21 protein-coding genes and 1 pseudogene are annotated in these 24,767 nt (G+C 59.8%); 5 read left to right on the top strand and 17 right to left on the bottom strand.

All coding sequences use genetic code 11. From position 1 onward, the window contains the following. Positions 1-9: 9 nt before the first annotated feature. The 3 genes from NBG89_RS31840 to NBG89_RS31830 form a co-directional block, all read right to left on the bottom strand. Complete coding sequence (locus NBG89_RS31840; protein WP_431324889.1) at positions 10-1,221, bottom strand: amino acid ABC transporter substrate-binding protein; 1,212 nt, start codon at positions 1,219-1,221, stop codon at positions 10-12. A gap of 112 nt (positions 1,222-1,333) precedes the next feature. After that, entirely contained in the window at positions 1,334-1,867 is a 534-nt protein-coding gene (locus tag NBG89_RS31835; RefSeq protein WP_431324888.1) for a cupin domain-containing protein, read from the bottom strand. 61 nt (positions 1,868-1,928) lie between these two features. Further along, entirely contained in the window at positions 1,929-3,044 is a 1,116-nt protein-coding gene (locus NBG89_RS31830; RefSeq protein WP_431324887.1) for an alcohol dehydrogenase catalytic domain-containing protein, read from the bottom strand. A 351-nt stretch (positions 3,045-3,395) separates the two neighbouring features. On the opposite strand from NBG89_RS31830, the gene NBG89_RS31825 reads away from it, so the two are divergent. Further along, entirely contained in the window at positions 3,396-4,241 is an 846-nt protein-coding gene (locus NBG89_RS31825; RefSeq protein ID WP_431324886.1) for a fumarylacetoacetate hydrolase family protein, read from the top strand. 146 nt (positions 4,242-4,387) lie between these two features. Here the strand turns inward: NBG89_RS31825 and NBG89_RS31820 are convergent, their stop codons facing one another. The 6 genes from NBG89_RS31820 to NBG89_RS31795 form a co-directional block, all read right to left on the bottom strand. Beyond that, the gene (locus tag NBG89_RS31820; protein WP_431324885.1) at positions 4,388-6,598 is read right to left on the bottom strand and encodes a methyl-accepting chemotaxis protein; all 2,211 of its coding nucleotides are present in this window, start codon (positions 6,596-6,598) and stop codon (positions 4,388-4,390) included. A 140-nt stretch (positions 6,599-6,738) separates the two neighbouring features. Continuing rightward, positions 6,739-8,172, bottom strand: coding sequence for an NAD(P)(+) transhydrogenase (Re/Si-specific) subunit beta (locus NBG89_RS31815; protein WP_431324884.1), 1,434 nt, complete (start codon positions 8,170-8,172; stop codon positions 6,739-6,741). An 18-nt stretch (positions 8,173-8,190) separates the two neighbouring features. Continuing rightward, positions 8,191-9,765, bottom strand: coding sequence for a Re/Si-specific NAD(P)(+) transhydrogenase subunit alpha (locus tag NBG89_RS31810; protein ID WP_431324883.1), 1,575 nt, complete (start codon positions 9,763-9,765; stop codon positions 8,191-8,193). Positions 9,766-10,065: 300 nt separating this feature from the next. After that, positions 10,066-11,121 carry an Ldh family oxidoreductase gene (locus tag NBG89_RS31805; protein ID WP_431324882.1) on the bottom strand — a complete coding sequence of 352 codons (1,056 nt, stop codon included), beginning with the start codon at positions 11,119-11,121 and terminating at the stop codon, positions 10,066-10,068. Continuing rightward, positions 11,118-12,005, bottom strand: coding sequence for an alpha/beta hydrolase (locus NBG89_RS31800; RefSeq protein ID WP_431324881.1), 888 nt, complete (start codon positions 12,003-12,005; stop codon positions 11,118-11,120). Before NBG89_RS31800 ends, NBG89_RS31805 begins: the two co-directional genes overlap by 4 nt. Positions 12,006-12,026: 21 nt before the next feature. After that, positions 12,027-12,932, bottom strand: a complete 906-nt coding sequence (locus tag NBG89_RS31795) for a VOC family protein (protein WP_431324880.1) — start codon at positions 12,930-12,932, stop codon at positions 12,027-12,029. Positions 12,933-13,184: 252 nt separating this feature from the next. Here NBG89_RS31795 and NBG89_RS31790 point away from each other — a divergent pair, with 252 nt between their 5' ends. After that, on the top strand, positions 13,185-13,922 hold the full coding sequence (locus NBG89_RS31790; RefSeq protein ID WP_280951841.1) for an FCD domain-containing protein: 738 nt from the start codon (positions 13,185-13,187) through the stop codon (positions 13,920-13,922). A gap of 91 nt (positions 13,923-14,013) precedes the next feature. Here NBG89_RS31790 and NBG89_RS31785 read toward each other — a convergent pair whose 3' ends face one another. After that, a complete protein-coding gene (locus NBG89_RS31785; RefSeq protein WP_431324879.1) occupies positions 14,014-14,982 on the bottom strand; it encodes a LysR family transcriptional regulator in 969 nt (322 codons plus the stop codon). A 125-nt stretch (positions 14,983-15,107) separates the two neighbouring features. Between NBG89_RS31785 and NBG89_RS31780 the strand changes: the two genes are divergently transcribed. From NBG89_RS31780 to NBG89_RS31770, 3 genes are read left to right on the top strand one after another with little or no spacing between them, the layout of a single operon-like run. Beyond that, positions 15,108-16,301, top strand: coding sequence for a cytochrome P450 (locus tag NBG89_RS31780; protein WP_431324878.1), 1,194 nt, complete (start codon positions 15,108-15,110; stop codon positions 16,299-16,301). A 12-nt stretch (positions 16,302-16,313) separates the two neighbouring features. Further along, the gene (locus tag NBG89_RS31775) at positions 16,314-16,634 is read left to right on the top strand and encodes a 2Fe-2S iron-sulfur cluster-binding protein (protein ID WP_431324877.1); all 321 of its coding nucleotides are present in this window, start codon (positions 16,314-16,316) and stop codon (positions 16,632-16,634) included. Positions 16,635-16,637: 3 nt separating this feature from the next. After that, positions 16,638-17,786, top strand: a complete 1,149-nt coding sequence (locus NBG89_RS31770) for an NAD(P)/FAD-dependent oxidoreductase (protein WP_431324876.1) — start codon at positions 16,638-16,640, stop codon at positions 17,784-17,786. Positions 17,787-17,919: 133 nt separating this feature from the next. Here the strand turns inward: NBG89_RS31770 and NBG89_RS31765 are convergent, their stop codons facing one another. The 7 genes and pseudogenes from NBG89_RS31765 to NBG89_RS31735 all read right to left on the bottom strand — a co-directional run bounded on the left by NBG89_RS31765 (position 17,920) and on the right by NBG89_RS31735 (position 24,660). After that, complete coding sequence (locus tag NBG89_RS31765) at positions 17,920-18,864, bottom strand: electron transfer flavoprotein subunit alpha/FixB family protein (protein ID WP_431324875.1); 945 nt, start codon at positions 18,862-18,864, stop codon at positions 17,920-17,922. Positions 18,865-18,888: 24 nt separating this feature from the next. Next, positions 18,889-19,638, bottom strand: a complete 750-nt coding sequence (locus NBG89_RS31760) for an electron transfer flavoprotein subunit beta/FixA family protein (RefSeq protein ID WP_431324874.1) — start codon at positions 19,636-19,638, stop codon at positions 18,889-18,891. 12 nt (positions 19,639-19,650) lie between these two features. Further along, positions 19,651-21,081 (bottom strand): aldehyde dehydrogenase family protein, encoded by a 1,431-nt coding sequence (locus NBG89_RS31755; protein WP_431324873.1) that lies wholly within the window; start codon positions 21,079-21,081, stop codon positions 19,651-19,653. A 57-nt stretch (positions 21,082-21,138) separates the two neighbouring features. Beyond that, positions 21,139-21,464: pseudogene (locus NBG89_RS31750) on the bottom strand (ABC transporter ATP-binding protein); the annotation flags it as partial. 31 nt (positions 21,465-21,495) lie between these two features. Next, a complete protein-coding gene (locus tag NBG89_RS31745) occupies positions 21,496-22,371 on the bottom strand; it encodes a 3-hydroxybutyryl-CoA dehydrogenase (protein ID WP_431324872.1) in 876 nt (291 codons plus the stop codon). Position 22,372: 1 nt separating this feature from the next. Beyond that, the gene (locus tag NBG89_RS31740; RefSeq protein ID WP_431324871.1) at positions 22,373-23,545 is read right to left on the bottom strand and encodes a CaiB/BaiF CoA transferase family protein; all 1,173 of its coding nucleotides are present in this window, start codon (positions 23,543-23,545) and stop codon (positions 22,373-22,375) included. Further along, positions 23,545-24,660 (bottom strand): acyl-CoA dehydrogenase, encoded by a 1,116-nt coding sequence (locus NBG89_RS31735; protein WP_431324968.1) that lies wholly within the window; start codon positions 24,658-24,660, stop codon positions 23,545-23,547. Before NBG89_RS31735 ends, NBG89_RS31740 begins: the two co-directional genes overlap by 1 nt. Between the last annotated feature and the right edge of the window lie 107 nt (positions 24,661-24,767).

The following is a 24,767-nucleotide window of genomic DNA, read 5'->3' as shown; positions in this document are numbered from 1 at the left end:
CCTTTGCAGCTAGGCCCAGGCCGGCTTGGGGATGACCGGCTTGACGGCGCCTGCGCGATCCGCAGGGCCAACGCCGACGAATTTTCCGCCCTGCCACTGACCAAGCAGCCACAGATCGGACATCCTGTTCTCGTTGAGCTTCACGCTGCCAATGATGGTCTCGAAGCTGCCTGAGGCGATTTCGTCGGTGACGGCCTCGCGGTCGAGACCGCGCCGTTCGATGGCCTGCTGGAGTATCTGGAGACTGGTATAGATAACCGAGCTTGCCCAGTAATCAGGAGGCGTTCCGAGAAGCGCCTTGTGGCGTTCGACGTAAGCCTGCATTTCCGGCCGGGAATTATCGATGCCGCCAAGGCTCATAACGCCCTCGACTTTGCCCTCATTAATATCGGCATAGATCGGGAAGCTTGTGCCCACCCCTGTGTAGAACACCTTCGGATTGAACGCGTTGAGACGCGCCTGTTTGGCGATGGCGAAGCTGTCCGGCGGATAGGACAGCGCCATGAACACATCGGCGCCCGAGGCCGCGACCTCGTTCAACAGGCCGGCAAAATCCTGGGTTCCGATCGGGTAGGACTTGTCCATCACGATTTCGAGGCCGGCCTCCGGCAGCTTGATCCGCGCTTCCTTGACAAGTTCGATACCGAATCCGTCCGCGACGGAAACAATTGCGACCTTCTTGTTGGTGGCGTCGCCGGCAGTTGTGACGACCGTGGCCAAGGCGGCCGCATAGTCGCCGGCGGCCCCCAGGAACCAGAAGCTTCGCTTCCATTTCGAATGGACGTCGATTTCGTCCGGGATCAGCGAGGTGCCGATCAGCTGCGGATAGCCGAAGCGATCCATCAGCGGTGCCACCGCGAGGTTGAAGGCCGTTCCCCACGGAGGGAGAATGAAGTCGACCTTGTCCTGGCGTGCCAGGCGTTCAATGCCGCGGACGACCTCTTCCGTCGTCGAACGGTCGTCATAAGCCACCACCTCGATCGGAAGGCGGCTCCCGTCGGGGAGCTTCAGCCCGCCCGCCGCTTTGACGTCGGCCGCCCAAAGTTCATAGTTCGGGATCGTGGTGGATCCGGCACCCGGCGCGTTCACGCCCGTCTTGGAAACGATGTAGCCGATCTTGACCGACTTGCGGTCGTCGGCCGCTCGCAAGGGAAACCCCGCCGCAAGCACCGCGGCCGACCCCGCTCCCGCAATTACGCTGCGTCTTGTAAACTTCATCATGGTTTTCCTCCCACGGATCAATGCCTTGATGCGGACATGCCTTTCCCGTTCACCGTTCGCCTACATCCGGCGGACGGTGCTCTCATGCCCTGTGATTTTTCGGCTTCTAGCCTTAACGAGCGCCCAGCAGGACGACCGCGATGGTGGCCGGCTTGTCGTTCGGATTTCGCCAGGCGTGACGCGCGCCGTGCTGCACGAAGGTGTCTCCAGGCTTCAGATCGACGGTTGCGCCATCATCGAGTTCCAGAGTGATCCGCCCATCAAGCACGACGCCGTAGTCGAGCGTAGGCGTTTTGTGCATGCCGGGGTTTTCCAGTTCAAACGTCTCAGCGATGCCCGGCGCTGCTTTGGCATGTTCGGGTCCGGCAAGCTCCGGCCTGAAGTCCGGGGACATGAATACCGCGTCGGGAGGAAAGGTGATCAGCATGAAGGTCGATCCGCCGGGCGGCTGGAGCAAGGTCCCGCTCGAGGCCATCGGATCGGTTCCGTTATACGGTACCGAGGGCACCTCTGAGGTCGTCCAGATGGGCGCCGAGACAAAGCCCGGAGTATGTTGAAGCGTCATTTCCCTCGGCGACGGTCCGTCGCTGATGACCACGGCTTTACCTGCAGAATTCTGCCCGAGAACGACTCGTCTGATTGTCATGAAAACCTCCCGTGTGACACTAAGACAAAAGGCTCGCCGGCATCCCGGCAGGCCACATTCTTCAGGGATGGATCACATAGTTCGAGAAGCCACCGTGACGTTGCGCGATGCCCGAAATCGCCGTGTTCACGTCGGCCAGCGGGAAGCTCTGCGTCTCAAGGATCGAAAAATCGGCTACGCCGGAGGCGACCATGTCGGCCATCTCCTGCCCTTCCTGCGCGGTGAACCATGCCGAGCCGTAGAGCCTTTGATTGTGGTCCATCAGCCAGTGGATATCGATCGGAACGTCCCCGGCGACGGCGCCGATGTCCACAGCGATACCGCCGCGGCGCAGACCGCGAAGACCCTGCAGGAAGGTCTCCTGCTTGGCACCGGGACCAAGGCAGTCGATAAAGGCGTCCACCCCCTCCCCGTCGGTGTGCGCGTGCGCAAAGTCGGTTACGCTGCCGTCGTCGATGGAAAACACCTCGATGCGGTTCGGCGCAAGCGCCTTGATTTCCTCAAGGAGCTTCCTGTCACGGCCGGTACCAAGAATTTTGTTGACCCCGAGAGCCAGTCCGAACACCACGCCCCCAATACCGAGCGTTCCGCTGACACCGTTCACGAGGATGGTGTCGCCGGGGCCCGCCTTTACTTTCTTGAGAGCAGAATATGCCGTCCCCATGTAGCCGAGACGCGCCGCCTGGTCGAAGGTCATGTTGTCGGGGATGGTCACGATCGCGGACGCGGGTGCAACCATGTATTCACTCAGGCCACCGATCGGATAATCGTCAAAAGTCTGCAGCGCCTCTGTGCTGAAACCGAAATAACCCTGGAAGGCGTAGTGGCGGCAGGAAATGTGATCGCCGTGACGGCAGTGGCGGCACGTTCCGCAGCTGCGGCCAGGGTTGACGTAAACGCGGTCCCCCGACTTCAGGCCACGCACGCCTTTGCCAACGGCCGCGATCTCGCCGGCGGGATCGAGACCGAATACCGCCGGCAGCGGCGGCTGTGGCATATGCGGAAACCAGGTCGGCCAGTTGGCGAGAATATTGTGAAGATTGGGCACGATGCCGCAAGCTCTCACGCGGACAAGTACGTCCATGTCGCCAGGTTTCGGCATCTCCAGCGTTTCGATCTTCATCGCGCTGCCGACGGCATGCATGCGCGCAGCCGTCATCGTTGTCGGGATATTCATGTATTCCTCCGATGCTGAAATTTGCCGACTTCCTCCAGCCGGCCCCTCCATATCGCAAGAGCTACTCCCATATTTTCGAAATTTCAAGTCTTTTCGTAAAAATCATCATTCATCCGAGAATCTTTAGTCATCGCCGGGCCTCCGGCGAGCTCGTAGATGAACGACATTTCCTTGCATCCGTGTGGCGGCGGCACCGTGAGGGCCGCGGCAATGTCGCTGTCTGTCCTTACGCCTACGGCTAGGGCAGCGCCTGTCGAGCCAATGCGTGGAGAGAATAAACAACACACTTGTCAAACCGCGCGCCTGAATTTACGATATTATAGAGATTTTCGAAATTAGAGGGCATTTCGAATGCGGTATTTGAGTTTCGTTCACAATGGCGTCTCGCGATATGGCTGTGTTGTCGGAGGTGAATATCTTTGCGATCTCGGGCGGCGTACGGGCCTGCCGGACCTGAAAGGCCATATAGGGACGTATTTCGACAGCCTCGGCAGGGAAGCGGACCTCGAAGCAGATTTCGATCTGGCTGAAGTCTTGCTTCAGCCTGTCATTCCTAATCCGGAGAAGGTTATCTGCGTGGCGGTCAACTATCGCGAAAGCGACCATCCCTCTCCAGACGAACCAGAATATCCCGTTCTTTTTACCAGGTTCGCCAATGCCCAGGCGGGTCACGAAGTACCGCTCATCAAGCCCGACGTCTCTGACAAGTTCGATTACGAAGGCGAACTGGCCGTAATAATCGGTCGGTCGGGCCATAAGATCGCCGAGACCGACGCCCTTAGCCATATCGCGGGCTACACCTGTTTCAATGATGGCAGCGTCCGTGATTGGCAAAAGCACTCCTCCCAGTTCACGCCCGGCAAGAACTTCCTGCAAACCGCCGGCTTCGGACCTTGGATGGTGTCAGCGGACGAGATTCCGGACCCCTCGGGACTGGATCTGTCGACCAGGGTGAACGGAGAGCTGCGCCAGTCGACCAACACCAGGCGCATGATATTCTCGATACCGTGGCTGATCTCCTATCTCAGCCAGTTCACCAAACTGGAACCGGGCGACGTCATCGTAACCGGAACACCAAAAGGGTTCGGTTCAAGCCTTCAGCCGCCAAGATTTCTGCAGGTGGGCGACGTTGTGGAAGTGGAAATCACAGGCATCGGTGTCTTGCGCAACACGGTTGCCGCTGAAGTGCGCATCTGAGAACTGAAAAACAGCGCGCGCGAGAAATTCGGTCAAGAATTCTGAATGGAACCCGATCCTCGTCGGCCGGAGCCCGTGTGGATCGGGCCGACGGGAAACCTGGACAGCCGTTTTCAATGACCGAGAAACCGGCGGAGGGTGTCGGGTTAGGACGCCAAGCGTCTGCTGGAAGACCAGTGTTCTTCCGGCATTGAAAATACCGTTTTTCCCTGACCGAGCTGAAACTGCGCGAAAAGCTTTTGAAGCTCGGCACTTTGAGTGGCCAGACCGACCCCTGCGGCATTCATCTGCTCGACCATTGCCGCATTCTGTTGGGTGGATTGATCCATATGGTTGACGGCCATATTGACCTCGGAAAGCCCGGTCGACTGCTCCTGCGCGGCCACCGAAATTGCATCCATATGCTCGTTAATGTCGCGGACAAGGCTTTCGATTTCGGCCAGCCCTTGGCCGGTTTGGCCTACGAGCTTTACACCTTCGTCAACGGCAGCCGCCGAGTTTGCAATCAGCCCCTTGATCTCCTTGGCCGCATTTGCCGAACGCTGCGCGAGTTCTCTCACTTCCTGCGCGACGACCGCAAACCCCTTCCCCGCATCACCGGCTCGCGCCGCTTCCACACCCGCGTTCAAAGCCAGTAAATTGGTCTGGAAGGCGATTTCATCGATTACGCCAATGATCTGCGTAATCTGCCGGGAAGAGTGTTCGATCCGTTGCATCGCGCTGACCGCGCTGGTGACAATTTCGCCTGACGTGTCGGCGCGATCACACGCTGTTTGTGCCACTTGTCGGGCTTGTCCAGTCCGCTTTGTTGTAGCAACGACATTCGACGTGATCTCTTCAAGAGCGGCTGCGGTTTCTTCCAACGATGCAGCCTGGTTCTCGGTACGCTTTGCCAAGTCGCCTGAGGCGTGTGAGATTTCCCGTGACCCATTGTCGACCTCGGAGGCCAAACGCTCAACGGAAAGAAGGGCGTTGCGAAGCTGCCGGATCGACAAATTGAAATCTCTGCGCAGTTCCTCGAACCGCGGCGCGAACGCTTCATCAATCTCGCAATTCAGGTTACCGTCGGCGAGTTTGCGAAGGCTTGAAGCCAGTGCTGATGTCGTCTCGCTCAGTCGACGCTCGGCCTCCTCTTCGACGCGCTTTTGATCGTCCAACCGTGTTCGCTCGGCGGTCTCTCGCATAGCCGCCGACTGCTGTTGCAGCTCGCGCTTCTCGATCTCCGCGACCCGAAAGTGCTCGAGCGCTTTTGCAATTTGCCCAATCTCGTCGTCGCGCGCCATCAGCGGCACCTTGGTTGCGGCATCGCCGTTCGCCAGCGCCTCCATTCTGTCGGTGAGGCATTGGAGATAACGCGTTATGCCCTGAGCGAACATCGATGCGGCCGCGATGATCGCCATGGCGGTTGCTGCCGCGGCGATCGCAAGAATGATCAGATATTTGCGAGCCGCCGAGAGGTTGTCCAAGGACAATTCATCAAGATGGAGGCGCGTCTTGTCGATCGAGGCGAAGAGGATTGCCTGGCGACGTTGGGTGGCGCTCATCCAATGCTTGACGACGGCTTCGTCGACGGCGGGGGCGAGCTTCTTCAAGGAAAAGATCTCTGAACGCTTCGCCTCGATGAATTCGTTGTCCCCGGACACTATGAATTCGCTTAAGGGCTGTACGAGTTCGGCTGGCAATTGTTCGAATGCAACTGCCTGGTAGGTCTCGCGATAGACTTTAGACGTGATTATCAGCGTCTTCTGCAGGCTTGAAAGGTCCGCTCCGGACAAGAATGCCTGGCCGTTGAACATCTCCATTACGCCGCTGTCACTGAGAGCCATCAGCGCGAAATAGCCCTGTATCTGTCGAGCCATTTCGGGATCCTGAGCGACGGCCGCGGTCCGTCTCGTGATCTCGATCCCGGCGGCGGCGACCGGTTGAAAAGCGATCGACATGTCAAGCAGTTCAGGGGTCAGCGCGCCGTTGTTTTTGGTAACGGCATCCCGGAATCCTGCCCACGCCGCCATCTTCGAGTGGACGAATTGGACCTTCTTATCCACCACCGCATCCGACTGGCCGCTTTTCACATAGGCGGAGTAGGCTACGTCAAGCGCCTGAAACGCCCGATCGCTTCTGTCGCGGGCTTCGTTCAGCTGTTGCGGCGATGAAAAAATCTCATGAGGGAGGGCTTGAGCCAGTTCGCCGCCGGCATTTGCCAATTGCTGCAGGAAAACTTGTCTCTTGAAGCTTTGATAGTTTTCGTACCCTCGCCAGATTTCGTAGCCGGTGACGCCTGTCATGGCCGCCAAAGGAAGATAGATCGAGCTGTAGAGAAGTGCCTTCAGTGAAAGCTTCCTGGTCAGTGAAAACATGCGCCCGCCCTCGGTGGATTGAGACCAAGTTATATTTCGAAATAAATATACAATGGTTAATATTAAAAATATTTTCGAAATATTGCATAATTTTCGGAAGCACTCGATAGTGAAGGTGTGCCCGCGTCAGCTCGCAAGATTCACCTGAATGCCGGCAGCAACTGGTCGATACTCTTCTTCGCATCGCCATAGAACATACGTGTGTTTTCCTTGTAGAAGAGCGGGTTCTCGATGCCGGAGTAGCCGGTCCCCTGGCCACGCTTGGACACGAAGACCTGCTTGGCCTTCCAGACTTCGAGAACAGGCATGCCTGATATCGGCGAATTCGGGTCTTCCTGGGCGGCCGGATTGACGATGTCATTGGAACCAATGACGATGACGACGTCGGTCTCATGGAAGTCGTCGTTGATTTCGTCCATCTCGAGCACGATGTCGTAGGGAACCTTGGCTTCAGCCAGCAGCACGTTCATGTGCCCCGGCAGACGGCCGGCAACAGGATGGATAGCGAAGCGGACGTTCTTGCCTGCGGCGCGCAGCTTGCGGGTGAGTTCGGAGACGGACTGTTGAGCCTGAGCCACGGCCATGCCGTAGCCCGGCACGATGATGACGCTGTCGGCATCGTTGAGGGCTGCGGCCACGCCTTCGGCATCGATCGCGATCTGCTCGCCTGATATCTCAATCTGTGGCCCGCTCGTCGTGCCGAAGCCCCCGAGAATGACCGAGATGAACGAGCGGTTCATCGCCTTGCACATGATGTAGGACAGGATCGCGCCCGACGAGCCGACGAGCGCGCCGGTGACGATCAACAGGTCGTTGCCGAGCGTAAAGCCGATGGCCGCTGCCGCCCAGCCGGAATAGGAATTCAGCATCGACACGACCACCGGCATGTCGGCGCCACCAATGCCCATGATCAGGTGATAGCCGATGAAGAAGGCGGCGAGCGCCATGAGGACGAGCGTCCAGGTGCCGGCGCCGTTGAAGTAAAGGGCGAGCAGGGCCAACGAAAGCCCCAATGCACCGGCGTTGAGAAGATGCCCGCCCGGCAGCTTCTTCGCCTTGCCGTCCACCTTGCCGGAGAGCTTGCCGAAGGCGACGACGGAACCGGTGAAGGTGACCGCGCCGATGAAGACGCCGAGGAAGACCTCGACCTTCATGATCGACAGTTCCACAGGTTCCTTGTGGGCGAGGATTGCGGCAAAGCCGGTGAGCGCCGCCCGCGAAGCGTCATTGAGGACCGCGACATGGGCTGCTTCAATATGGGCATTGAATCCAATGAAGACGGCAGCTAGGCCGACAAAGGAGTGCAGCGCCGCGACAAGCTGCGGCATCTCGGTCATCTGGACGCGGCTTGCGACGTAATAGCCGAGCACCGAGCCACCGGCGATCATCGGCACGACCACCAGCCAGTTGCCGACATCAGGTCCGAAGACCGTGGCGATGATGGCAAGGCCCATACCTGTCATGCCGTACCAGACCGCGCGCTTGGCGCTTTCCTGGCCGGAAAGCCCGCCAAGCGAGAGGATGAAGAGAATGGCTGCCGCGATGTAGGCGGCCGAAACGATACCGATCATCATAGTGATACCCCTGCCCGATCAGGACTTCTGGAACATGGCGAGCATGCGCCGGGTGACGAGGAAGCCGCCGACGATGTTGATCGTGGCGATCAGCACCGAAAGCGCCGCAAGCACCATCACCAGCCAGTTGCCCGAGCCGATCTGCAACAGTGCCCCGAGAATGACGATGCCGGAAACGGCATTGGTGACGGCCATCAGCGGCGTGTGCAGCGAATGGGAGACGTTCCAGATGACCTGGAAGCCGACGAAGCAAGCCAGCACGAAGACGACGAAATGGCTCATGAAGGCTGGCGGCGCAAATGCGCCGACGAAGAGCAGCAGAGCCGTGCCGATGGCGAGAAGCGCGAACTGGCTTCTGGTTTGTGCCTTGAAGGTGGCAGCCTCGGCGGCACGCTTTTCCTCCGGCGTCGGCTCCTTCACCTTTTCCTTTGGCTTCTGCGCGGCGATCGCGGCGATCTTCGGCGGCGGCGGGGGATAGGTGATCGCGCCGTCGAAGGTGACGGTCGCACCACGGATGACGTCGTCCTCCATGTTGTGGACGATCTTGCCATCCTTTCCCGGCGTCAGATCGCCGATCATATGACGGATGTTGGTGGCATAGAGCGCCGAGGATTGCGCGGCCATGCGGCTCGGGAAATCGGTGTAGCCGATGATGATCACGCCGTTGTCGGAGACGACGCGCTGATCGGCGACGGTCAGATCGCAGTTGCCGCCGCGTTCGGCGGCAAGGTCGACCACCACCGATCCCGGCTTCATCGCCGCCACCATATCGGCAAGCCAGAGCTTCGGCGCGTCCCGGCCGGGGATCAGCGCCGTGGTGATGACGATGTCGATCTGAGGCGCAAGCTCGCGAAACCTGGCCAATTGCTTCTCGCGGAATTCCGGAGAGGACGGGGCAGCATAGCCGCCGGTTGCCGCGCCGTCCTGCTGAGCGCCGTCGAAGTCGAGATAGACGAACTCCGCGCACATGCTCTCGATCTGTTCGGCGACCTCAGGGCGCACGTCAAAGGCATAGGTCTGGGCGCCGAGCGAGGTGGCAACACCGATTGCCGCAAGACCGGCAACCCCCGCGCCGATCACCAGCACCTTTGCCGGCGCCACCTTGCCGGCCGCCGTTACCTGGCCGGTGAAGAAGCGGCCGAAATTGTTGCCCGCCTCGATCACCGCCCGGTAGCCGGCGATATTGGCCATCGACGACAGCGCATCCATCTTCTGCGCACGCGAGATGCGCGGCACCATGTCCATGGCGATGAGGTTGGCGCCTTTCGACCGCGCAAGCTCCAGCAGCTCACCGTTCTGGCCGGGATAAAAGAACGAGATCAGCGTCTGGCCGGCTCGCAGGCGCTCGACCTCCGCGCGCTCCGGCGGGCGCACCTTTGCGATAACATCGGCGACCGCATAAAGCGTGGCCGCGTCGGGTACAATCGCCACACCTGCGGCGCGATAAGCATCATCGGATATTCCAGCGCCCTTGCCGGCGCCGGTTTCTATGGCACAGTCATAGCCGAGCTTCTGCAGTGCTTGCGCAGCATCGGGTGTCATGCCAACGCGTGCTTCTCCCTCACGCGTCTCTTTTGGGGTACCGATCAGCAAACCTGTCTCCTGCGTTTTTCCGTTTCAACACGTTGTATCGCATCGATAAACGACGATGCTGCGATGCTTTGGCGGGACCATGCATCAGCTCGAGACACGTGTCGGTGCCCTTTAGCAGCATGGTGTGGGTGATCATGGGGTCGATGGACATAGCCCCATCAGTTGACGATATCAGAACATCCCGTGCTGCCGCACGCCGCGAAGGTACTGCCCGTTCAGGTGTGACCGGGTTGGAAGGCGGGTGGGGATTTCCTGGTCCGCGCCGGTGGACTGTCGGCGACAGCGCGATACACCAGCCCGTCAGGTCAGTTCGGACGGCACAGGAACGCCGCGTTTGATACTCTCCTCACAGAGACGCCGGGCGGTGCCCACAGCAATCGGGATGCCTGCGGCGCTTCGTTTTTCGGCCATCAGATATCCGCGTTCTCCAGGCAGGAATACCTCCTCGACGCCGGCAGCGGGGGGTAAGGCCTTGATAGCTTGCGCCAAGTTGGCAACGTCTTGGGCAACCGGATGCGAAAGACCGAAGGCGAGCGGATTGACAGCAATCGCCAGGCCGTTGAACCCGTTGTCCTTCTTGTCCGACAGGGCTGCGGATATCAGCGGATTGCCGCCAAGTAGGCTCACGAGGACCTCAATCATCAGCGAAAGGCCGGAACCCTTGGGCCCCGCCATTGGCAGCAAGGCCTTGACCTTGGCAGGATCGGTCGTCGGGACCCCTTCGGCGTCCACGCCCCAGTCCGGAGGAATCGGGTGGCCGGCGTCCTTCGCGGCCATGACTTTCCCGAGCGCGACGGCGGCCGTCGACATGTCGAAAATCAACGGATTTCGCCCATCCCCTGTCGGAGCACTGATCGCCACCGGATTTGTCGAAACCCCCTCGCCGCGTGCTCCATGATAGACCATCAAGGGCTTCGAGGCCGACATGACGATACCAATCATACCTGCCTGGGCGATTTTTTCGGCAAAGTAACCAATAGCGCCAGAATGGCTGGTGCGGGAGATTTCACAAAGACCGATGCCGAACTTTACCGCCAGATCCACTGCCTTCTTCGTGGCGATGGACATACCGGCCGCACCGGGAACAAGATCGCCGTCGAGACGGCAGATAGCGCCGAACTCGTGCTTCACTTTAGGCTCGGCGTTACCCTTCACGATGCCGAGCTCGACCATCTCGATATAGCGGGGAATGCGCAAAACACCGTGGGAATCGGCACCGCGAAGATTGGCCCAGACCAGAAGTTCAGCGGATTGTGTTGCATATTCCTTGCCGAAACCGCCGGACTTCAACAGTGCCGCGGCGAAATCGGCCAATGCGCTGCTGCCGATCAGCTTTTTCTCAGAAGCACCATTCATGACGCACTACTCAACGGAGACGGGAAAAACTTGTCGAGCCAGCCCTTCATCATCGCCTTCGTGCGCGGCGCATCACCTGGCGCGAGCGGAAAATGCGCCGTCGTATCGATCAGCATGAGCTCGGTCGGGTGACCGGCCTTCTCGAACATGCGGATGGATTCGCTGGTTGGCGTGATGATGTCGTTGGCGGTATGGAACAGAAGCAGCGGCCGCGGCGCGATGTTCCCGACGACGTCGTCAGCCCGGAAATTGTACATGGACCATGCGGTTTCGACCGGGATCTCCATGATCGCCTTCGGAGAGAGGTTCTTGCGCAGATGTTCCGGGATCGGCACGGCATCGAAGCGAGACATCCAGAGGCTTTCGCCGGTCTCCTGCTTATGCTTGCGACCCTTTTCGAGGATGCCGATGAACTTGTCCCACGACTCCGTCGTCGGGTGCTGGCCGCGGAATTTGCGTTCGCCGTCACCCCAGCCACAGGAGGAAAGGCAGCATGCGACGCGATCGTCCACACCCGCCGTATAGACGGAGACAGCTGCGCCAAAACTATGACCGGTGATGCCGATGCGCGCCGGATCCACCTCCTCGCGGCCCGCGAGGAAAGTCAGGGCGTTCTTGGCATCCGCGACCTGGTCGAAGCAACGTACCTGCGCACGCTCGCCCTCGCTTTCTCCGCAGCTTCGGAAGTCGAAACGCAGCGCCACATAGCCGAATGTTTCCATCATTTCCGCCTGGATCTGGGCATGGCTCTCATCCTTCGAGCCGACAAAGCCATGGCAGACGATGAACGCGGGAAGCTTTTGCCCGGCCTTGCGACCATCCGGAACATGGAGAACGGCCGATAGCTTCAGTCCATCCGACATGAACGTGAGTTTCTCTTGCATTGTCTCTTACCTCGAATTTGTTCAGGCGATCTTGGTGAAAGGGTGGAAGTATTCCCGCCACTCCAGAGGCGCCGGCGTGCCCCAGACGTTCATGTCGCGCACGTTGCCGGGCCGCTCCAGATTCGTGATGACGTTGGGCTCGAAATGGGCATCGTCAGCGATATGCGACATTGGGCCCGAGCATTCGATCATCATGCCGCTGGCATCGGTGTAATAGGCGTAAGTGTTGTCTCCAGGACGATGTCGTCCAGGCCCCCAAAGGAGCTGCCGGTCAAAGCGATCGAGAATATCGCCGAGCCGGCAGTACATGTTGAACTCCGGGAACTCGAACGAGACATGGTGCAACCCGGCCGCGGTCCCCTTGACCAGGCCAAGGATATGGTGCTGGCGGTTGCCGCCATGCATCCAGCTAAGGGCATCATTGACCATGCGCTCCGAGAGCTTCATGCCGCCAATGGCCTCAAGCTGCGCCCTCGTGGCAACAGGATCCGGCGAGATCAGATTGATGTGATCGATCCGGCGCGGCATGATCCCGTTCGTCGGAAAGCGCTGGCCCCGAATGTCATTGCGGATCGGCGTATGGACTTCAAAACGCAGGCCCTCCGGTGTCGCGAAGGTAAAGCCGGCGTCCATGCAGGACAGGCTCGGCTCCCGAGACAGAAGACGACAACCGGCAGCCTCTACACGCGACGCCGCAGCCTCCACATCGGTGCTGGTCAGGGTCTCAAGGCCGATCGTGTGGGCGGAATTCTCATCGCTATGGACCAGCACCAGTTCGGCTGCGCGACCATTCGAACTCAGCCAGGTCTCACTCTTGTCCTGATGGGAGACCCTTAGGCCCAGAATTTCGGTCGAATCCCGAATGACCGCATCCGGATCCATCACGTTGACCTTCATGTGCCCGACGGCGTGCACGAGGTGCGTCATATTTTCCTCCCTTGAAATCACGATGCCTTAGGCCCGTTGCCGATCCTGATACCCTAGTTATGTCATCGGTGCAACATATTTTCGAAATTATAGCGTTTTACGAAAATCTTGGAACCGACGGGTTTTGGGAAATTCTCAGCTCGGCGAGGACGGCGAAATTTCGCCAAGATTGATTTTTTCGAAATTTTCTCTAGACTCCACTCCGTGTTAAACGCATGGCGGCTCAGCCGATGAGGTGCCGGGAGGCAAGTCTTGGAACAACAGAATGCAGGCGGTGAGACGAGAGCCGGCGACGTGCTGCAGCGCATGCGGCAGGATATCGTGAATTGCGTTCTCAAACCCGGCGAGAAATTGCGCTTCGAAAGCCTGCGCGAACGCTACGAAGTTAGTTTCTCGACATTGAGAGAAGCTCTCTCACGCCTCGCCGCCGAGAACCTTGTGGTAGCGGAGGGGCAGCGCGGTTTTGTCGTCGCCCCCGTGTCGATTGCCGATCTCAACGATCTCACGGACGTGCGTGTGCTCGTTGAACGCGAAGCGCTTGCCAAAGCGATACGCAAAGGCGATGACCTTTGGGAAGGTAATATTCTCTCCGCATTTCATCGAATGGAGAGGCTCCAGCAACGCATCGGCCGGGAATATTATCTTTCCGATGAATGGAGCGTGGTGCACGGTGAATTCCATTATTCGCTTGTTGCAGCCTGCGGCTCGCCAGTGCTGCTTGAGATGAGAGCGAAATTGTTCGAACGTGCGCATCGCTACCGCCGCATGTCGTCACAGTTTCGTACGAAATGGCGGGAAAAGGACGTTGAACACAAGATGATCGTCGACGCGGTCATGGATCGGAATATCGAGACGGCTCTTAGCTTGATCGAACGCCACATCCGCGAAACAAGCGAGAACGTCATCGAGCATGCAGGTCATCTGTTTCCAGAATTGACGACAGAAACCCGGCGCCCCACCAAGAAGCCGGCGACCGTAGCCGCCGAGTAACGACTGTCGGGCGAGTTCTTTACCTGTCTGGCGAAAGGATGGCGGCAACTCGTCGTTCCGAGGTCAAAAAAAGCACCAATCCGAGTTCCGTCTATGAGCTGTCGCTCCGGATTGGTGTCTCAAACTCCTGTTCATCATCGCATCCGTCCGGGGACCGATTAAGACGCGAAGCGGTGACGTCAGCCAGAAGCTGCCGCACCCAGCGATGCAAGCCTGATTTATGAGTTCGCTCCGTCCAATACATGTCGATTTCGATTGGAATATGGACCGGAAAGCGTCGCACGCAAAGCCGCCCGCCATAAGTACGCGCCAGTCTGTTGGGAATGGTCGCGACAAGATCCGTGCCGGCGATCATCAGTTCGATGCTGTCATGGCTCGGAAGGGTGAGCTGTGGCGTCAAAAAGATATCGCGTTCGCGCAGCGCAGCGAAGTAAAGCGCCTGCCATTGGCCGTTATGCGTGACGGCGACGTGAGCCGCTTCCCGAAAGCGATCGAGCGTCAACTCACCTGTGGCCAGCGGGTTGTCCGCATCCATGACACACGAATAGTGGTCACTGAATAGTCTCCTGCGGAAATAGCCTTCCCCGAGGATGCGAACCGGCCCAAGCACGATATCGGCACTGTTTTCCCTCAACTGCTGCTTTCCATTGACCGCCGATTCCAAGACATTCAGGACGACCTTGGGCGCCGCAGCGCGTAGGGCCGCGATCAATGCGGGCAATAGCAGGAAACGTTCATGGTGATTGCATGAAAGTGTCACCGCGCCTTCCGCCGTCACCGGGTCGAATTCCTGCGGCACCGCAATCGCCAGCATGCGGTTCACCATTTCACGCGCCTGAGATACCAGGTCGCCGCACTTGTCTGTCTGGGCAATACCATTGCCCTGGCGCACAAAGAGGGGGTCACCGAAGGCGCGGCGAAGGCGATCGATCGCATAGCTCACCGTCGATTGGCTGACATCCAGCTGCGCGGCCGCGGCTGAAAACGACCCAGCGTCATGGACCGTCACAAGCACCTGCATCGATCTGAGATCGATCTGGGCCAAATCGTCCGGAATCATCGCTCCTCCTATGTCATCGAAGAATCCGATGGCCTCCATCGTATCCATCCAATTGCCGCAAGAAAAGTCCCTCTATAACGTCAAGGACGAGCAAGTCGCTGGAGGGCGAGTTTGGAGGAGATAACATGCTCGCAAGCAATCAAACATCTGTGCCCGTTATTTCGGACGTCTCATTTGCGGAACTTCTGACGGACCCTTACCCGACTTACAAACGCGCGCGCGAGATGGCTGCCATCGTCAGGATCGAAGCGGCCAATATCATGGTCGCGACCCGCTACGACGACATCATGGCCATGGAGCGAGACCTGGAGACCTTCTCCTCGGTCAACCCGCAATCCCTTGTCAATAAGGTGATGGGCCGCACCATGATGCGCAAGGACGGGGAGGCTCACGCGCGGGAGCGCAAAGCCATCGAGCCGGCATTGCGTCCAGGCGCCGTCAAATCCTGCTGGGCGCCGCGGCTAGAGGTCATTTTCGACGAGGTTATGGCCGCGTTTGAGAAGGATGGTGCGGCCGATCTGTTCCACGCGCTGGCAGCGCCCATGGCCGGTCGGGCGCTGGCGGAGGTGCTTGGTTTCATCGATGTCGACTGGCCGACGATGGCGCTGTGGTCGCAATCATTGATCGACGGCGCCGGCAACTACTCCGCCGATCCGGAGATTTCCCGCAAGGCGGAAGAAGCCGCACGAGGGGTAGAAGAGGCAATCGACCGCGCCCTGCCCCATCATCGCGACAATCCGAACAGCTCCGTTCTGTCCTCGATGATCCATGCCGAAGATCCACATACGCTCGAGCAGATCTACGCCAATATCAAAGTCGCGGTCGGCGGCGGCCTGAACGAACCGCGCGACTCGATCCTGACGCTGGTGCTGGGGCTTCTGGAGAACCCCGATCAGCTCGAGCGGATCAAAGCTGACCCGGACCTGTGGCCCATGGCTTTTGAGGAATCGATCCGCTGGATCTCACCGATCGGCCTGTATCCGCGGCGCGTTACCCGTGACATCGTCTTTTCCGGCGTTCGGTTGCGTGAGGGAGACCAGATCGGTCTTTGTGTCGGCGCCGCCAACCGCGATGCTGGCCGGTTCGCCGAACCGGATCGCTTCGACGTCTTCCGGGAAAAGAAATCGCATCTCGCTTTCGGCGCCGGACCTCATTTCTGCGCCGGCACTTGGCTCGCGCGCCATATGGTCGGACGCCTCGTCGTGCCGAGATTGTTCGCGCGCCTTCGCAATCTGCGCCTGACTGATCCTGGCGCGGTCCGCATCCAGGGGTGGGTCTTCCGCGGCCCGACCACCCTTCCGGTCACCTGGAACCGTTGAGAGGAAGACAAAATGACCAACATCACTTTCATCCTTCCGGACGGAAGCAAGCTTGCCTGCAATGCATCCGAAGGCCTCAGCCTGATGGAAGTAGCCCTGCAGAACTCGGTCACGGGCATCATCGCCGAGTGCAATGGCGCGGCCGCCTGTGCGACCTGTCATGTGATCATCGATGAAAAGCTCTCGAGCGAGCTTGGTCCTGTCGGCGAGCACGAAAACGACATGCTCGACTTTACGGCCGCGGCACGCGAACCCGGTAGCCGCCTCAGCTGCCAGATCAAGGTGGATGCACGCCTCAATGGCGCATTGATCCGAATCCCGACAGAACTGTGAACCATGACCACGCGTATCGTCATCGTCGGCGCCGGACAAGCAGGCTTCGCCGCTGCTGCGAAACTGAGGCAGGAGAAGTTCGAAGGTGCGATAACACTGCTCGGCGCTGAGAAGGTCATGCCCTATCAGCGCCCACCGCTCAGCAAGGCCTATCTGTTGGGCAAACTTTCGGCCGAGCGCCTGTCCCTTCGTAACGAGGCGTTCTACCAGCAGCAGGGGATCGATATACGGCCCGACGAACCCGCAGTCTCGATCGATCGCGCCCGCAGGACCGTCGAAACATCACGTTCGCAACTATCCTACGATCATCTCGTTCTTGCCACCGGGTCCAATCCGGTGCGACTGCCGGCACGCATGACGGAAGGTGTCGATGGAATCTTCTACCTGAGGAGCAAGGCCGATGCGGATAGATTGCAGCCGCTGTTTGTTCCCGGAGCCCGGCTTCTTGTCGTCGGCGGAGGGTATGTTGGGCTCGAGGTGGCGGCGGCTGCGCGCCAAGTCGGCGCAGCGGTGACACTGGTGGAAGCGGCACCACGCATCTTGAACCGCGTCGCCGCTGAACCGACAGCGACCTTCTTTCGGGAATTGCACCGCTCCCAAGGCGTCGACATCCGCGAGGGCACCGGGCTCATCGGGCTCAAAACGGAGGGTGCGGCGGTCGCGGCCGCGTTGGGGGACGGATCGTCTCTGTCCTGTGACGCGGTCGTGGTCGGGATCGGAGTCCAACCGGAAACCACTCTCGCAACGTTCGCCGGCATCGATACGGATAACGGCATTCTCGTCGACCGGTTCGGCCGGACATCCGATCCCACCGTCTGGGCTGCAGGCGACTGCGCCACATTCTTCCATAAAGGAGAGCTGATCCGTATCGAGTCGGTTCCGCACGCAATCGACCAGGCGGAACATGTCGCGCGCAATATCCTCGGAGCGGAAGTTCCTTATTGCCCGCGTCCGTGGTTTTGGTCCGATCAATATCAGACGAAACTGCAGATCGCCGGCCTGAACCGGGGTTATGACCGAGCCACCGCCGCGGCAGGTGCGACGGAGGGCAGTTTGACTGTGTCCTATCTGAGTGGCGATCGTCTTCTCGCTGTCGATTGCCTGAACGATCCTCGCAGCTTCATGCAAGCCAAGCGCAATCTTGGTCTCTGACGGTCAAAAACAGGACTCGCTCCAAATACATCTTCCAACGAAGACACGGCCTTGCCGGCAAAGTCGAACATGGTCAAGCTGAACGTTTCGACGGCAGCACCGTCAATTATGGTTCGTTTGATGTCCGAGGAGGTCATGGCCTGGTTTGTAGCACCTTCTGCAATTCCGGCAGGACATCGAAGAGATCGGCGACGAGACCGTAGTCTGCGACCTGGAAGATCGGGGCCTCCTCGTCCTTGTTGATGGCGACGATGACCTTCGAGTCCTTCATGCCGGCAAGATGCTGGATCGCACCGGAGATGCCGCAGGCGATGTAGAGCTCAGGCGCGACGACCTTGCCGGTCTGGCCGACCTGCCAGTCGTTCGGGGCGTAGCCGGCATCGACGGCGGCGCGGCTTGCGCCGACGGCGGCCCCGAGCTTGTCGGCCACCGGCAGGATGACTTGCCTGAACTTCTCCGCCGAACCAAGCGCGCGGCCACCGGAGATAATGATCTTCGCCGAGGTCAGTTCCGGACGGTCGGAGGCGGCGATCGCCTGACTGACGAAGGTTGAGAGGGTTTGATCGGCCGCCACCGCGACGCTTTCTACGGCGGCGACCGATCCGCTTCCTCCGGCAGGTGCGAAGGAAGCTGTACGAACCGTAATGACCTTCTTGGCGTCGGTCGTCTGCACCGTCTGGATGGCGTTGCCGGCATAGATCGGCCGCTTGAAGGTGTCGGAAGAAACAACTTCTGTTATTTCCGAAACCTGAGCGACGTCGAGGAGAGCGGCGACGCGCGGCATGACGTTCTTGCCGGTCGAGGTGGCAGCGGCGATGATCGTGTCGTAGCTGCCTGCCAGCGAAACGATCAGCGCGGCCAGCGGCTCGGCGAGATCGTTGGCGAGGCTTGCATCCTCGGCAAGGAGCACCCTGGACACGCCCGACAGCCTGGCGGCCTGATCGGCCGCAGCCCTGGCACCGGCGCCGGTGACGAGGATGGTGACGTCGCCGCCGATCTTGGCGGCCGCCGTCAACGTCTTGGCGGTCTGGTCGGAAAGGTGGCTGCCGTCGTGGTCAGCCAGAAGAAGAATGGCCATGGATATATCTCCCTGTCTCGAACCTTAGAGGACGCCGGCTTCGACTTTAAGCTTCTCAACCAGCTCGGCGACCGACTTGACCTTGACGCCGGCCTTGCGGCCCGATGGTTCCTCGGTCTTCAAGACCTTCAGGCGCGGCGCGGTGGAGACGGAAAAATCGGCAGGAGCCTTCTTGTCGAGCGGCTTCTTCTTCGCCTTCATGATGTTCGGCAGCGAGGCATAGCGCGGCTCGTTCAGGCGCAGGTCCGAGGTGACGACGGCGGGCAGCTTGATCTCGATCGTCTGCAGGCCGCCATCGACTTCGCGCGTCACCTGAGCCTTGCCGTCACCGATCTCGATCTTCGAGGCGAAGGTCGCCTGGGCGAGCCCAAGCAGGGCCGCCAGCATCTGGCCGGTCTGGTTCGAGTCGTCGTCGATCGCCTGCTTGCCGACGATGATCAAGCCCGGCTGTTCGGCGTCGACGACGCCCTTCAGGATCTTGGCCACAGTGAGCGGCTCGACTTGATCGTCGGTCTCCACCAGGATCGCCCGGTCGGCACCCATGGCGAGCGCGGTGCGCAGCGTCTCTTCCGCCTTGGCCGGACCGATCGACACGACGATCACCTCCTCGGCCTTGCCGGCTTCCTTCAGCCTGAGCGCCTCCTCGACGGAAATCTCGTCGAACGGGTTCATCGACATCTTCACATTCGCAAGCTCGACGCCCGTGCCATCCGGCTTCACCCGGATCTTCACGTTGTAGTCAACCACCCGCTTCACGGGGACGAGAATCTTCATGACGGGATCTCCTCAGGCAAAAGTATAGGCGGTCTTAATCGTGGTGTAGAACTCGGCGGCATAGCGGCCCTGTTCACGCGGACCGCAAGAAGAGCCCTTGCGACCGCCGAAGGGCACATGGAAATCGACACCGGCTGTCGGCAAGTTGACCATCACCATCCCCGCTTCGGAATTGCGCTTGAAATGCGTGGCGTGCTTGAGGCTCGTCGTGGCAATGCCGGAAGACAGTCCGAAGTTGGTGTCATTGGCGGTGGCCAGCGCTTCCTCATAGTTCCTAACGCGGATGACCGTAGCGACTGGGCCGAAGATCTCCTCGCGCGCGATACGCATGGCGTTTGTCGCCTCGGTAAAGAGTGCTGGTTGCAGATAGAAGCCTGGGTTCTCGCGCTCGAGCCGTTCTCCGCCGAAAGCGAGCCTAGCGCATTCGGCCTTGCCGATCGCGATGTAGTCGACGTCCTGGCAAAGTTGGCTTTCGTCCACCACCGGCCCGATATGCGTGCCAGCCTTCAGCGGATCGTCGATGACCAACGACTGAAGCTTGCTTGTGAGGGCTGCCACGAACCGGTCGTGAATGCCTTCTGTGACGATCAGGCGCGAAGAGGCGGTGCAGCGCTGGCCTGTGGAGAAAAACGACGAGTTGGCGGCGGCCTCGACTGCGACGTCGAGATCGGCGTCGTCGAGAACTACAAAGGGATTCTTGCCACCCATTTCTAGCTGGAATTTGCGGTTGTGCTCGATCGAGGCGAGCGCCACGCGCTTGCCGGTTCCGGTCGAGCCGGTGAAGGTCAGTGCATTGACGTCGGGGCTGTCGAGCAGGGTCTGGCCCACCACACTACCGCGTCCCATGACAAGGTTGATGACGCCGGCCGGCGCACCGGCGCGATGGAGGATATCGACGAGGGCCCAGGCCGAACCCGGCACCAGGTCGGCCGGTTTCAATACCACGGTATTGCCGTGGGCAAGTGCCGGGGCGATCTTCCAGGCGGGAATGGCGATCGGAAAGTTCCAGGGCGTGATGATGCCGACAACGCCAACTGGTTCACGGGTGATTTCGACGCCGATATCCGGACGGACCGACGGCAGGGTTTCGCCGGCAAGGCGCAAGACCTCTCCCGCGAAGAAATCGAAGATTTGTGCCGCCCTCAGGACTTCGCCGATTGCTTCCGGCAATGTCTTACCTTCTTCCCGCGCAAGCAGCCGGCCAAGCTCGTCTTTACGCGCCAGGATCTCGTCACTGGTTTTTCGCAGAACGGATTGCCGTTGGAGAATTGGCACGCGCGACCAGGACGGGAGGGCAGCCTTTGCGGCAGCGATTGCCGCTTGGGCATCCTTGACGCTGGCACGGGCATACTCGCCAATGGTTTCGTTCGTGTTGGCCGGGTTGATGTTCGGCGAGGCTTCGCCCGCGACCCATTCGCCGCCGATCAGATTTCTGTGGAGCATATCGAGTGTCCGTTCAGTGAAGACCGAGGTAGGCTTTGCGGCCCTCGGCTTTGTCTAGAGCGCATGGTTGGCGTTCTGCTCGACAAGGAAGATGGTTTTGCCCATGGCCGCTATTCACGCAGAGAAGTTCGAAGAGGGGTTTGACTGCGAGTGGCGCCAGACCGGGCGAGGGTCGTCCAATGGATCAATTCCGGGCGGACGGTCATGGCGCGTGCGATCGCGAGTATCTGCTGCTCACCGCCCGACATAGTGCCGGCGGCCTGGTTTTGCTGTTTCTTGAGGCGCGGGAACAGATCGTGCATCGGTGTCCGATCCTCCTCGAAACTGGACACGCCGATCGGTGTCGTCACCATCGTCAGGTTCTCCTCAAAGCTCATTCCTGGTCGATTGAACACGTACTTTAAGAAGCCCAGCTCATCGTGTCGGGATTGGTTCGCCAGCTCCATAGTCATAGAAACCGCGACCAGTTTTGCGCCCCAGCCAACCTGCCTCGACATATTTGATGAGGAGCGGGCACGGCCGGTATTTCGGATCGGCAAATCCATCGTTCAGGACACCCATGATCGAAAGGCAGGTGTCCAGCCCGATGAAGTCCGCGAGTTCGAGCGGCCCCATCGGATGGTTGGCGCCGAGTTTCATGCTTAAGTCGATGTCGCGGACAGATCCCACACCTTCGTAGAGCACGTAGACAGCCTCGTTGATCATTGGAATGAGCACGCGGTTCACGATGAATGCCGGAAAGTCCGCCGCGCTCACCGGTGTCTTGCCGAGCCGCTCTACAACCGAAAGCACCGTGTGAAACGTGTCGTCGCTGGTGGCGATGCCGCGGATCAGCTCCACCAACTGCATCACCGGAACCGGATTCATGAAATGCAATCCCATGAAGCGTTCGGGATGAGCCGTCCTCCCGGCAAGCCTGGTAATGGAGATCGACGATGTGTTCGAGGTCAAAATCGCATCCCGCCTTACATGCGGCTTCAGCGATTCGAAAATCGTCAGTTTTAGAGCTTCCTGTTCGGTTGCGGCCTCGATCACAAGATCGCTCGATCCGAATTCCTCGATTTTCTGCGTCGTTCGAATGCGCGACAGTGCCGCCGTCTTCGCGTCCGACGTGATCTTGCCGCGAGCCACCTGTCTATCGACATTAGTCTCGATGTAGGCGAGTGCTTCGGTTAGCTTTTGGGCGTGCTGGTCCATAAGGACAACGTCGAAGCCCGTGACAGCGAAAACCTGAGCGATGCCGGAGCCCATCTGCCCGGCCCCGATGATGCCCACTGTGTGTACGGTCATGTCATCCCTCTTCTGCATCTGATCGAGAAAAATGCCACGCCGTGTCGCCAAGGATCGGCGCCGCTCGTTCGAGTGAGAGCGAGCTCCGTGAAAAACGGATGGGAGTCCGAAGACCGGGGAGGCCCTCCGGCTCGATCCGCAAGCCGCGCGCCTGGACTTGAGGATCGTTCAACGCTTCGCCGACCGTGTTGATCGGTCCTCCCGGAACGCCGGCATTCTCGAGAGCCGCAATGAGCTCTGCTTTCGCCCGCGACTTTGTGGCTTCGGCAATGGCCTCACAGAGCGCGATCCGGTTCGTGACGCGGGCTGCATTGGACCCATAGGCGGGGTCGCTTGAATAGCCGCCCAGTCCCAGCACATCGCAAAGCGCGGTAAACTGCCGGTCGTTGCCGCAGGCTATGATGATATGGCCATCGGCGGCCGGGAAGACCTGGTAAGGCACGATGTTCGGATGCGCGTTTCCCAATCTGCGTGGCAGATTATTGCCGGCGAGATAGTTCATGGCCTGATTGGCGAGCACGGCAACGCCCGTATCCATCAGCGACAGGTCGATCTGCTGCCCTCTGCCGGAGCGCTCACGTTCAACGAGCGCTGCCTGGATTCCAATGACGCCATAGAGACCGGTGAAGATGTCGATCCAGGCGACACCGACCTTCTGGGGCTCCCTCTCCGGCTCGCCGGTAAGGTCCATAATGCCGCACATCCCCTGGATGAGGAAGTCGTAGCCGGGATGGCTTGCCCGTGGTCCGGTCTGACCGAAGCCCGTTACGGACGCATAGACAATACGCGGATTGAGCTTTGCCACACTCTCATAGTCGAGACCAAACTTCTTCAGACCTCCAACCTTGAAGTTTTCGACCAGGACATCGGCCTCGGCGATAAGGTCCTTGAGCTTTTCCAGATCGGCGGCGACGGCAAAATCGCAAACGATCGAGCGTTTGCCACGATTGGCGGCATGGAAGTATGCGGCCACTTTCTCCGTGCCACCCTTGCCGTCCGGCCTCTTGATGAAAGGTGGTCCCCAGGAACGGGTATCATCGCCCTGTGGGCTTTCCACCTTGATCACGTCCGCGCCAAGATCGGCCAGCGTCTGGCCGATCCATGGTCCCGCAAGGATGCGGGCCAGTTCTACTACCTTCAGTCCGGCAAGCGCGGTGGTTTTGCGGTCGGCCATCAGAAAAATGCCTGCAACCCGGTCTGCGCCCGCCCGAGGATCAAGGCATGGACATCGTGCGTTCCCTCATAAGTATTGACCGTTTCCAGGTTCTGCGCGTGCCGCATGACATGGTATTCGATCTGAATGCCGTTGCCGCCATGCATGTCACGGGCCTGACGAGCGATATCAAGCGCCTTGCCGCAGTTGTTGCGCTTGACGATCGAAATCATTTCCGGGGCGAACTTGTGTTCGTCCAGGAGGCGGCCCACGCGAAGCGAACCTTGAAGTCCGAGCACGATCTCGGTCTGCATGTCGGCGAGCTTCTTCTGGAAAAGCTGGGTAGCTGCGAGCGGCCTTCCGAACTGGACGCGATCAAGGCCATATTGGCGGGAGCGGAGCCAGCAGTCTTCGGCCGCGCCCAGCACACCCCAGGAAATACCGTAGCGGGCGCGGTTGAGGCAACCGAAGGGGCCGGCGAGGCCGGAGACACCAGGCAGCAATGCCTCTTCGCCGACTTCGACACCGTCGAGCACGATCTCGCCAGTGATGGAGGCGCGTAGCGACAGCTTGCCGCCTATCTTTGGCGCCGACAGGCCCTTCATACCCTTCTCGAGGATGAAGCCGCGGATTTTGCCGTCATGCGCTTCCGACTTCGCCCAGACGATGAAGACGTCGGCAATCGGCGCGTTGGAGATCCACATCTTGGACCCGCGCAGGCGGTAGCCACCTTCGATCTTCTCGGCGCGGGTCTTCATGCCACCGGGGTCGGAGCCAGCATCCGGCTCGGTCAGGCCGAAGCAGCCGATCAGTTCGCCCGCGACGAGGCCCGGCAGATACCTGTCCTTCTGCTCTTGCGAGCCGTAGGCGAAGATCGGGTACATGACGAGCGAGGACTGCACACTCATCATCGACCGATAGCCGGAATCGATGCGCTCAACCTCGCGTGCGACTAGGCCATAGGCGATGTAGTTGGCATCCGCTGCACCGTATTTCTCCGGCAGCGTCACACCGAGCAGGCCGGCCCTGCCCATGAGGCGAAAGAGTTCTGGATCGGTCTTCTCTTCAAGATAAGCATCCTGCACGCGCGGCAGAAGCTCGCTTTCGGCAAAGGCGGCGGCCGAGTCGCGGATCATCCGCTCCTCCCCGGAAAGTTGATCGTCCAGCAGGAAGGGGTCGTTCCAAACAAAGGGATCAGCTTTCTGGGTATGAGATTGATTGGAGGGATGAGCGTTGGTCAAGG

The sequence above is a fragment of the Rhizobium sp. YTU87027 genome, assembly GCF_050644135.1.
Lineage (GTDB): Bacteria > Pseudomonadota > Alphaproteobacteria > Rhizobiales > Rhizobiaceae > Rhizobium.
Note: the sequence above shows the minus strand (reverse complement) of the source record. Positions and strands in the feature narration are given on the sequence as shown.

What these genes read in the sequence shown, in the direction of transcription:
- NBG89_RS31815 (WP_431324884.1), bottom strand. Translation starts at nt 8,172, where the DNA reads ATGATGATCGGTATCGTTTCGGCCGCCTACATCGCGGCAGCCATTCTC.
- NBG89_RS31745 (WP_431324872.1), bottom strand. Translation starts at nt 22,371, where the DNA reads ATGACCGTACACACAGTGGGCATCATCGGGGCCGGGCAGATGGGCTCC.
- NBG89_RS31760 (WP_431324874.1), bottom strand. Translation starts at nt 19,638, where the DNA reads ATGAAGATTCTCGTCCCCGTGAAGCGGGTGGTTGACTACAACGTGAAG.
- NBG89_RS31755 (WP_431324873.1), bottom strand. Translation starts at nt 21,081, where the DNA reads ATGCTCCACAGAAATCTGATCGGCGGCGAATGGGTCGCGGGCGAAGCC.
- NBG89_RS31835 (WP_431324888.1), bottom strand. Translation starts at nt 1,867, where the DNA reads ATGACAATCAGACGAGTCGTTCTCGGGCAGAATTCTGCAGGTAAAGCC.
- NBG89_RS31795 (WP_431324880.1), bottom strand. Translation starts at nt 12,932, where the DNA reads ATGACGCACCTCGTGCACGCCGTCGGGCACATGAAGGTCAACGTGATG.
- NBG89_RS31820 (WP_431324885.1), bottom strand. Translation starts at nt 6,598, where the DNA reads ATGTTTTCACTGACCAGGAAGCTTTCACTGAAGGCACTTCTCTACAGC.
- NBG89_RS31735 (WP_431324968.1), bottom strand. Translation starts at nt 24,660, where the DNA reads ATGATCCGCGACTCGGCCGCCGCCTTTGCCGAAAGCGAGCTTCTGCCG.
- NBG89_RS31740 (WP_431324871.1), bottom strand. Translation starts at nt 23,545, where the DNA reads ATGGCCGACCGCAAAACCACCGCGCTTGCCGGACTGAAGGTAGTAGAA.
- NBG89_RS31825 (WP_431324886.1), top strand. Translation starts at nt 3,396, where the DNA reads ATGCGGTATTTGAGTTTCGTTCACAATGGCGTCTCGCGATATGGCTGT.
- NBG89_RS31765 (WP_431324875.1), bottom strand. Translation starts at nt 18,864, where the DNA reads ATGGCCATTCTTCTTCTGGCTGACCACGACGGCAGCCACCTTTCCGAC.
- NBG89_RS31830 (WP_431324887.1), bottom strand. Translation starts at nt 3,044, where the DNA reads ATGAATATCCCGACAACGATGACGGCTGCGCGCATGCATGCCGTCGGC.
- NBG89_RS31800 (WP_431324881.1), bottom strand. Translation starts at nt 12,005, where the DNA reads ATGCAAGAGAAACTCACGTTCATGTCGGATGGACTGAAGCTATCGGCC.
- NBG89_RS31780 (WP_431324878.1), top strand. Translation starts at nt 15,108, where the DNA reads ATGCTCGCAAGCAATCAAACATCTGTGCCCGTTATTTCGGACGTCTCA.
- NBG89_RS31775 (WP_431324877.1), top strand. Translation starts at nt 16,314, where the DNA reads ATGACCAACATCACTTTCATCCTTCCGGACGGAAGCAAGCTTGCCTGC.
- NBG89_RS31770 (WP_431324876.1), top strand. Translation starts at nt 16,638, where the DNA reads ATGACCACGCGTATCGTCATCGTCGGCGCCGGACAAGCAGGCTTCGCC.
- NBG89_RS31785 (WP_431324879.1), bottom strand. Translation starts at nt 14,982, where the DNA reads ATGATTCCGGACGATTTGGCCCAGATCGATCTCAGATCGATGCAGGTG.
- NBG89_RS31805 (WP_431324882.1), bottom strand. Translation starts at nt 11,121, where the DNA reads ATGAATGGTGCTTCTGAGAAAAAGCTGATCGGCAGCAGCGCATTGGCC.
- NBG89_RS31840 (WP_431324889.1), bottom strand. Translation starts at nt 1,221, where the DNA reads ATGATGAAGTTTACAAGACGCAGCGTAATTGCGGGAGCGGGGTCGGCC.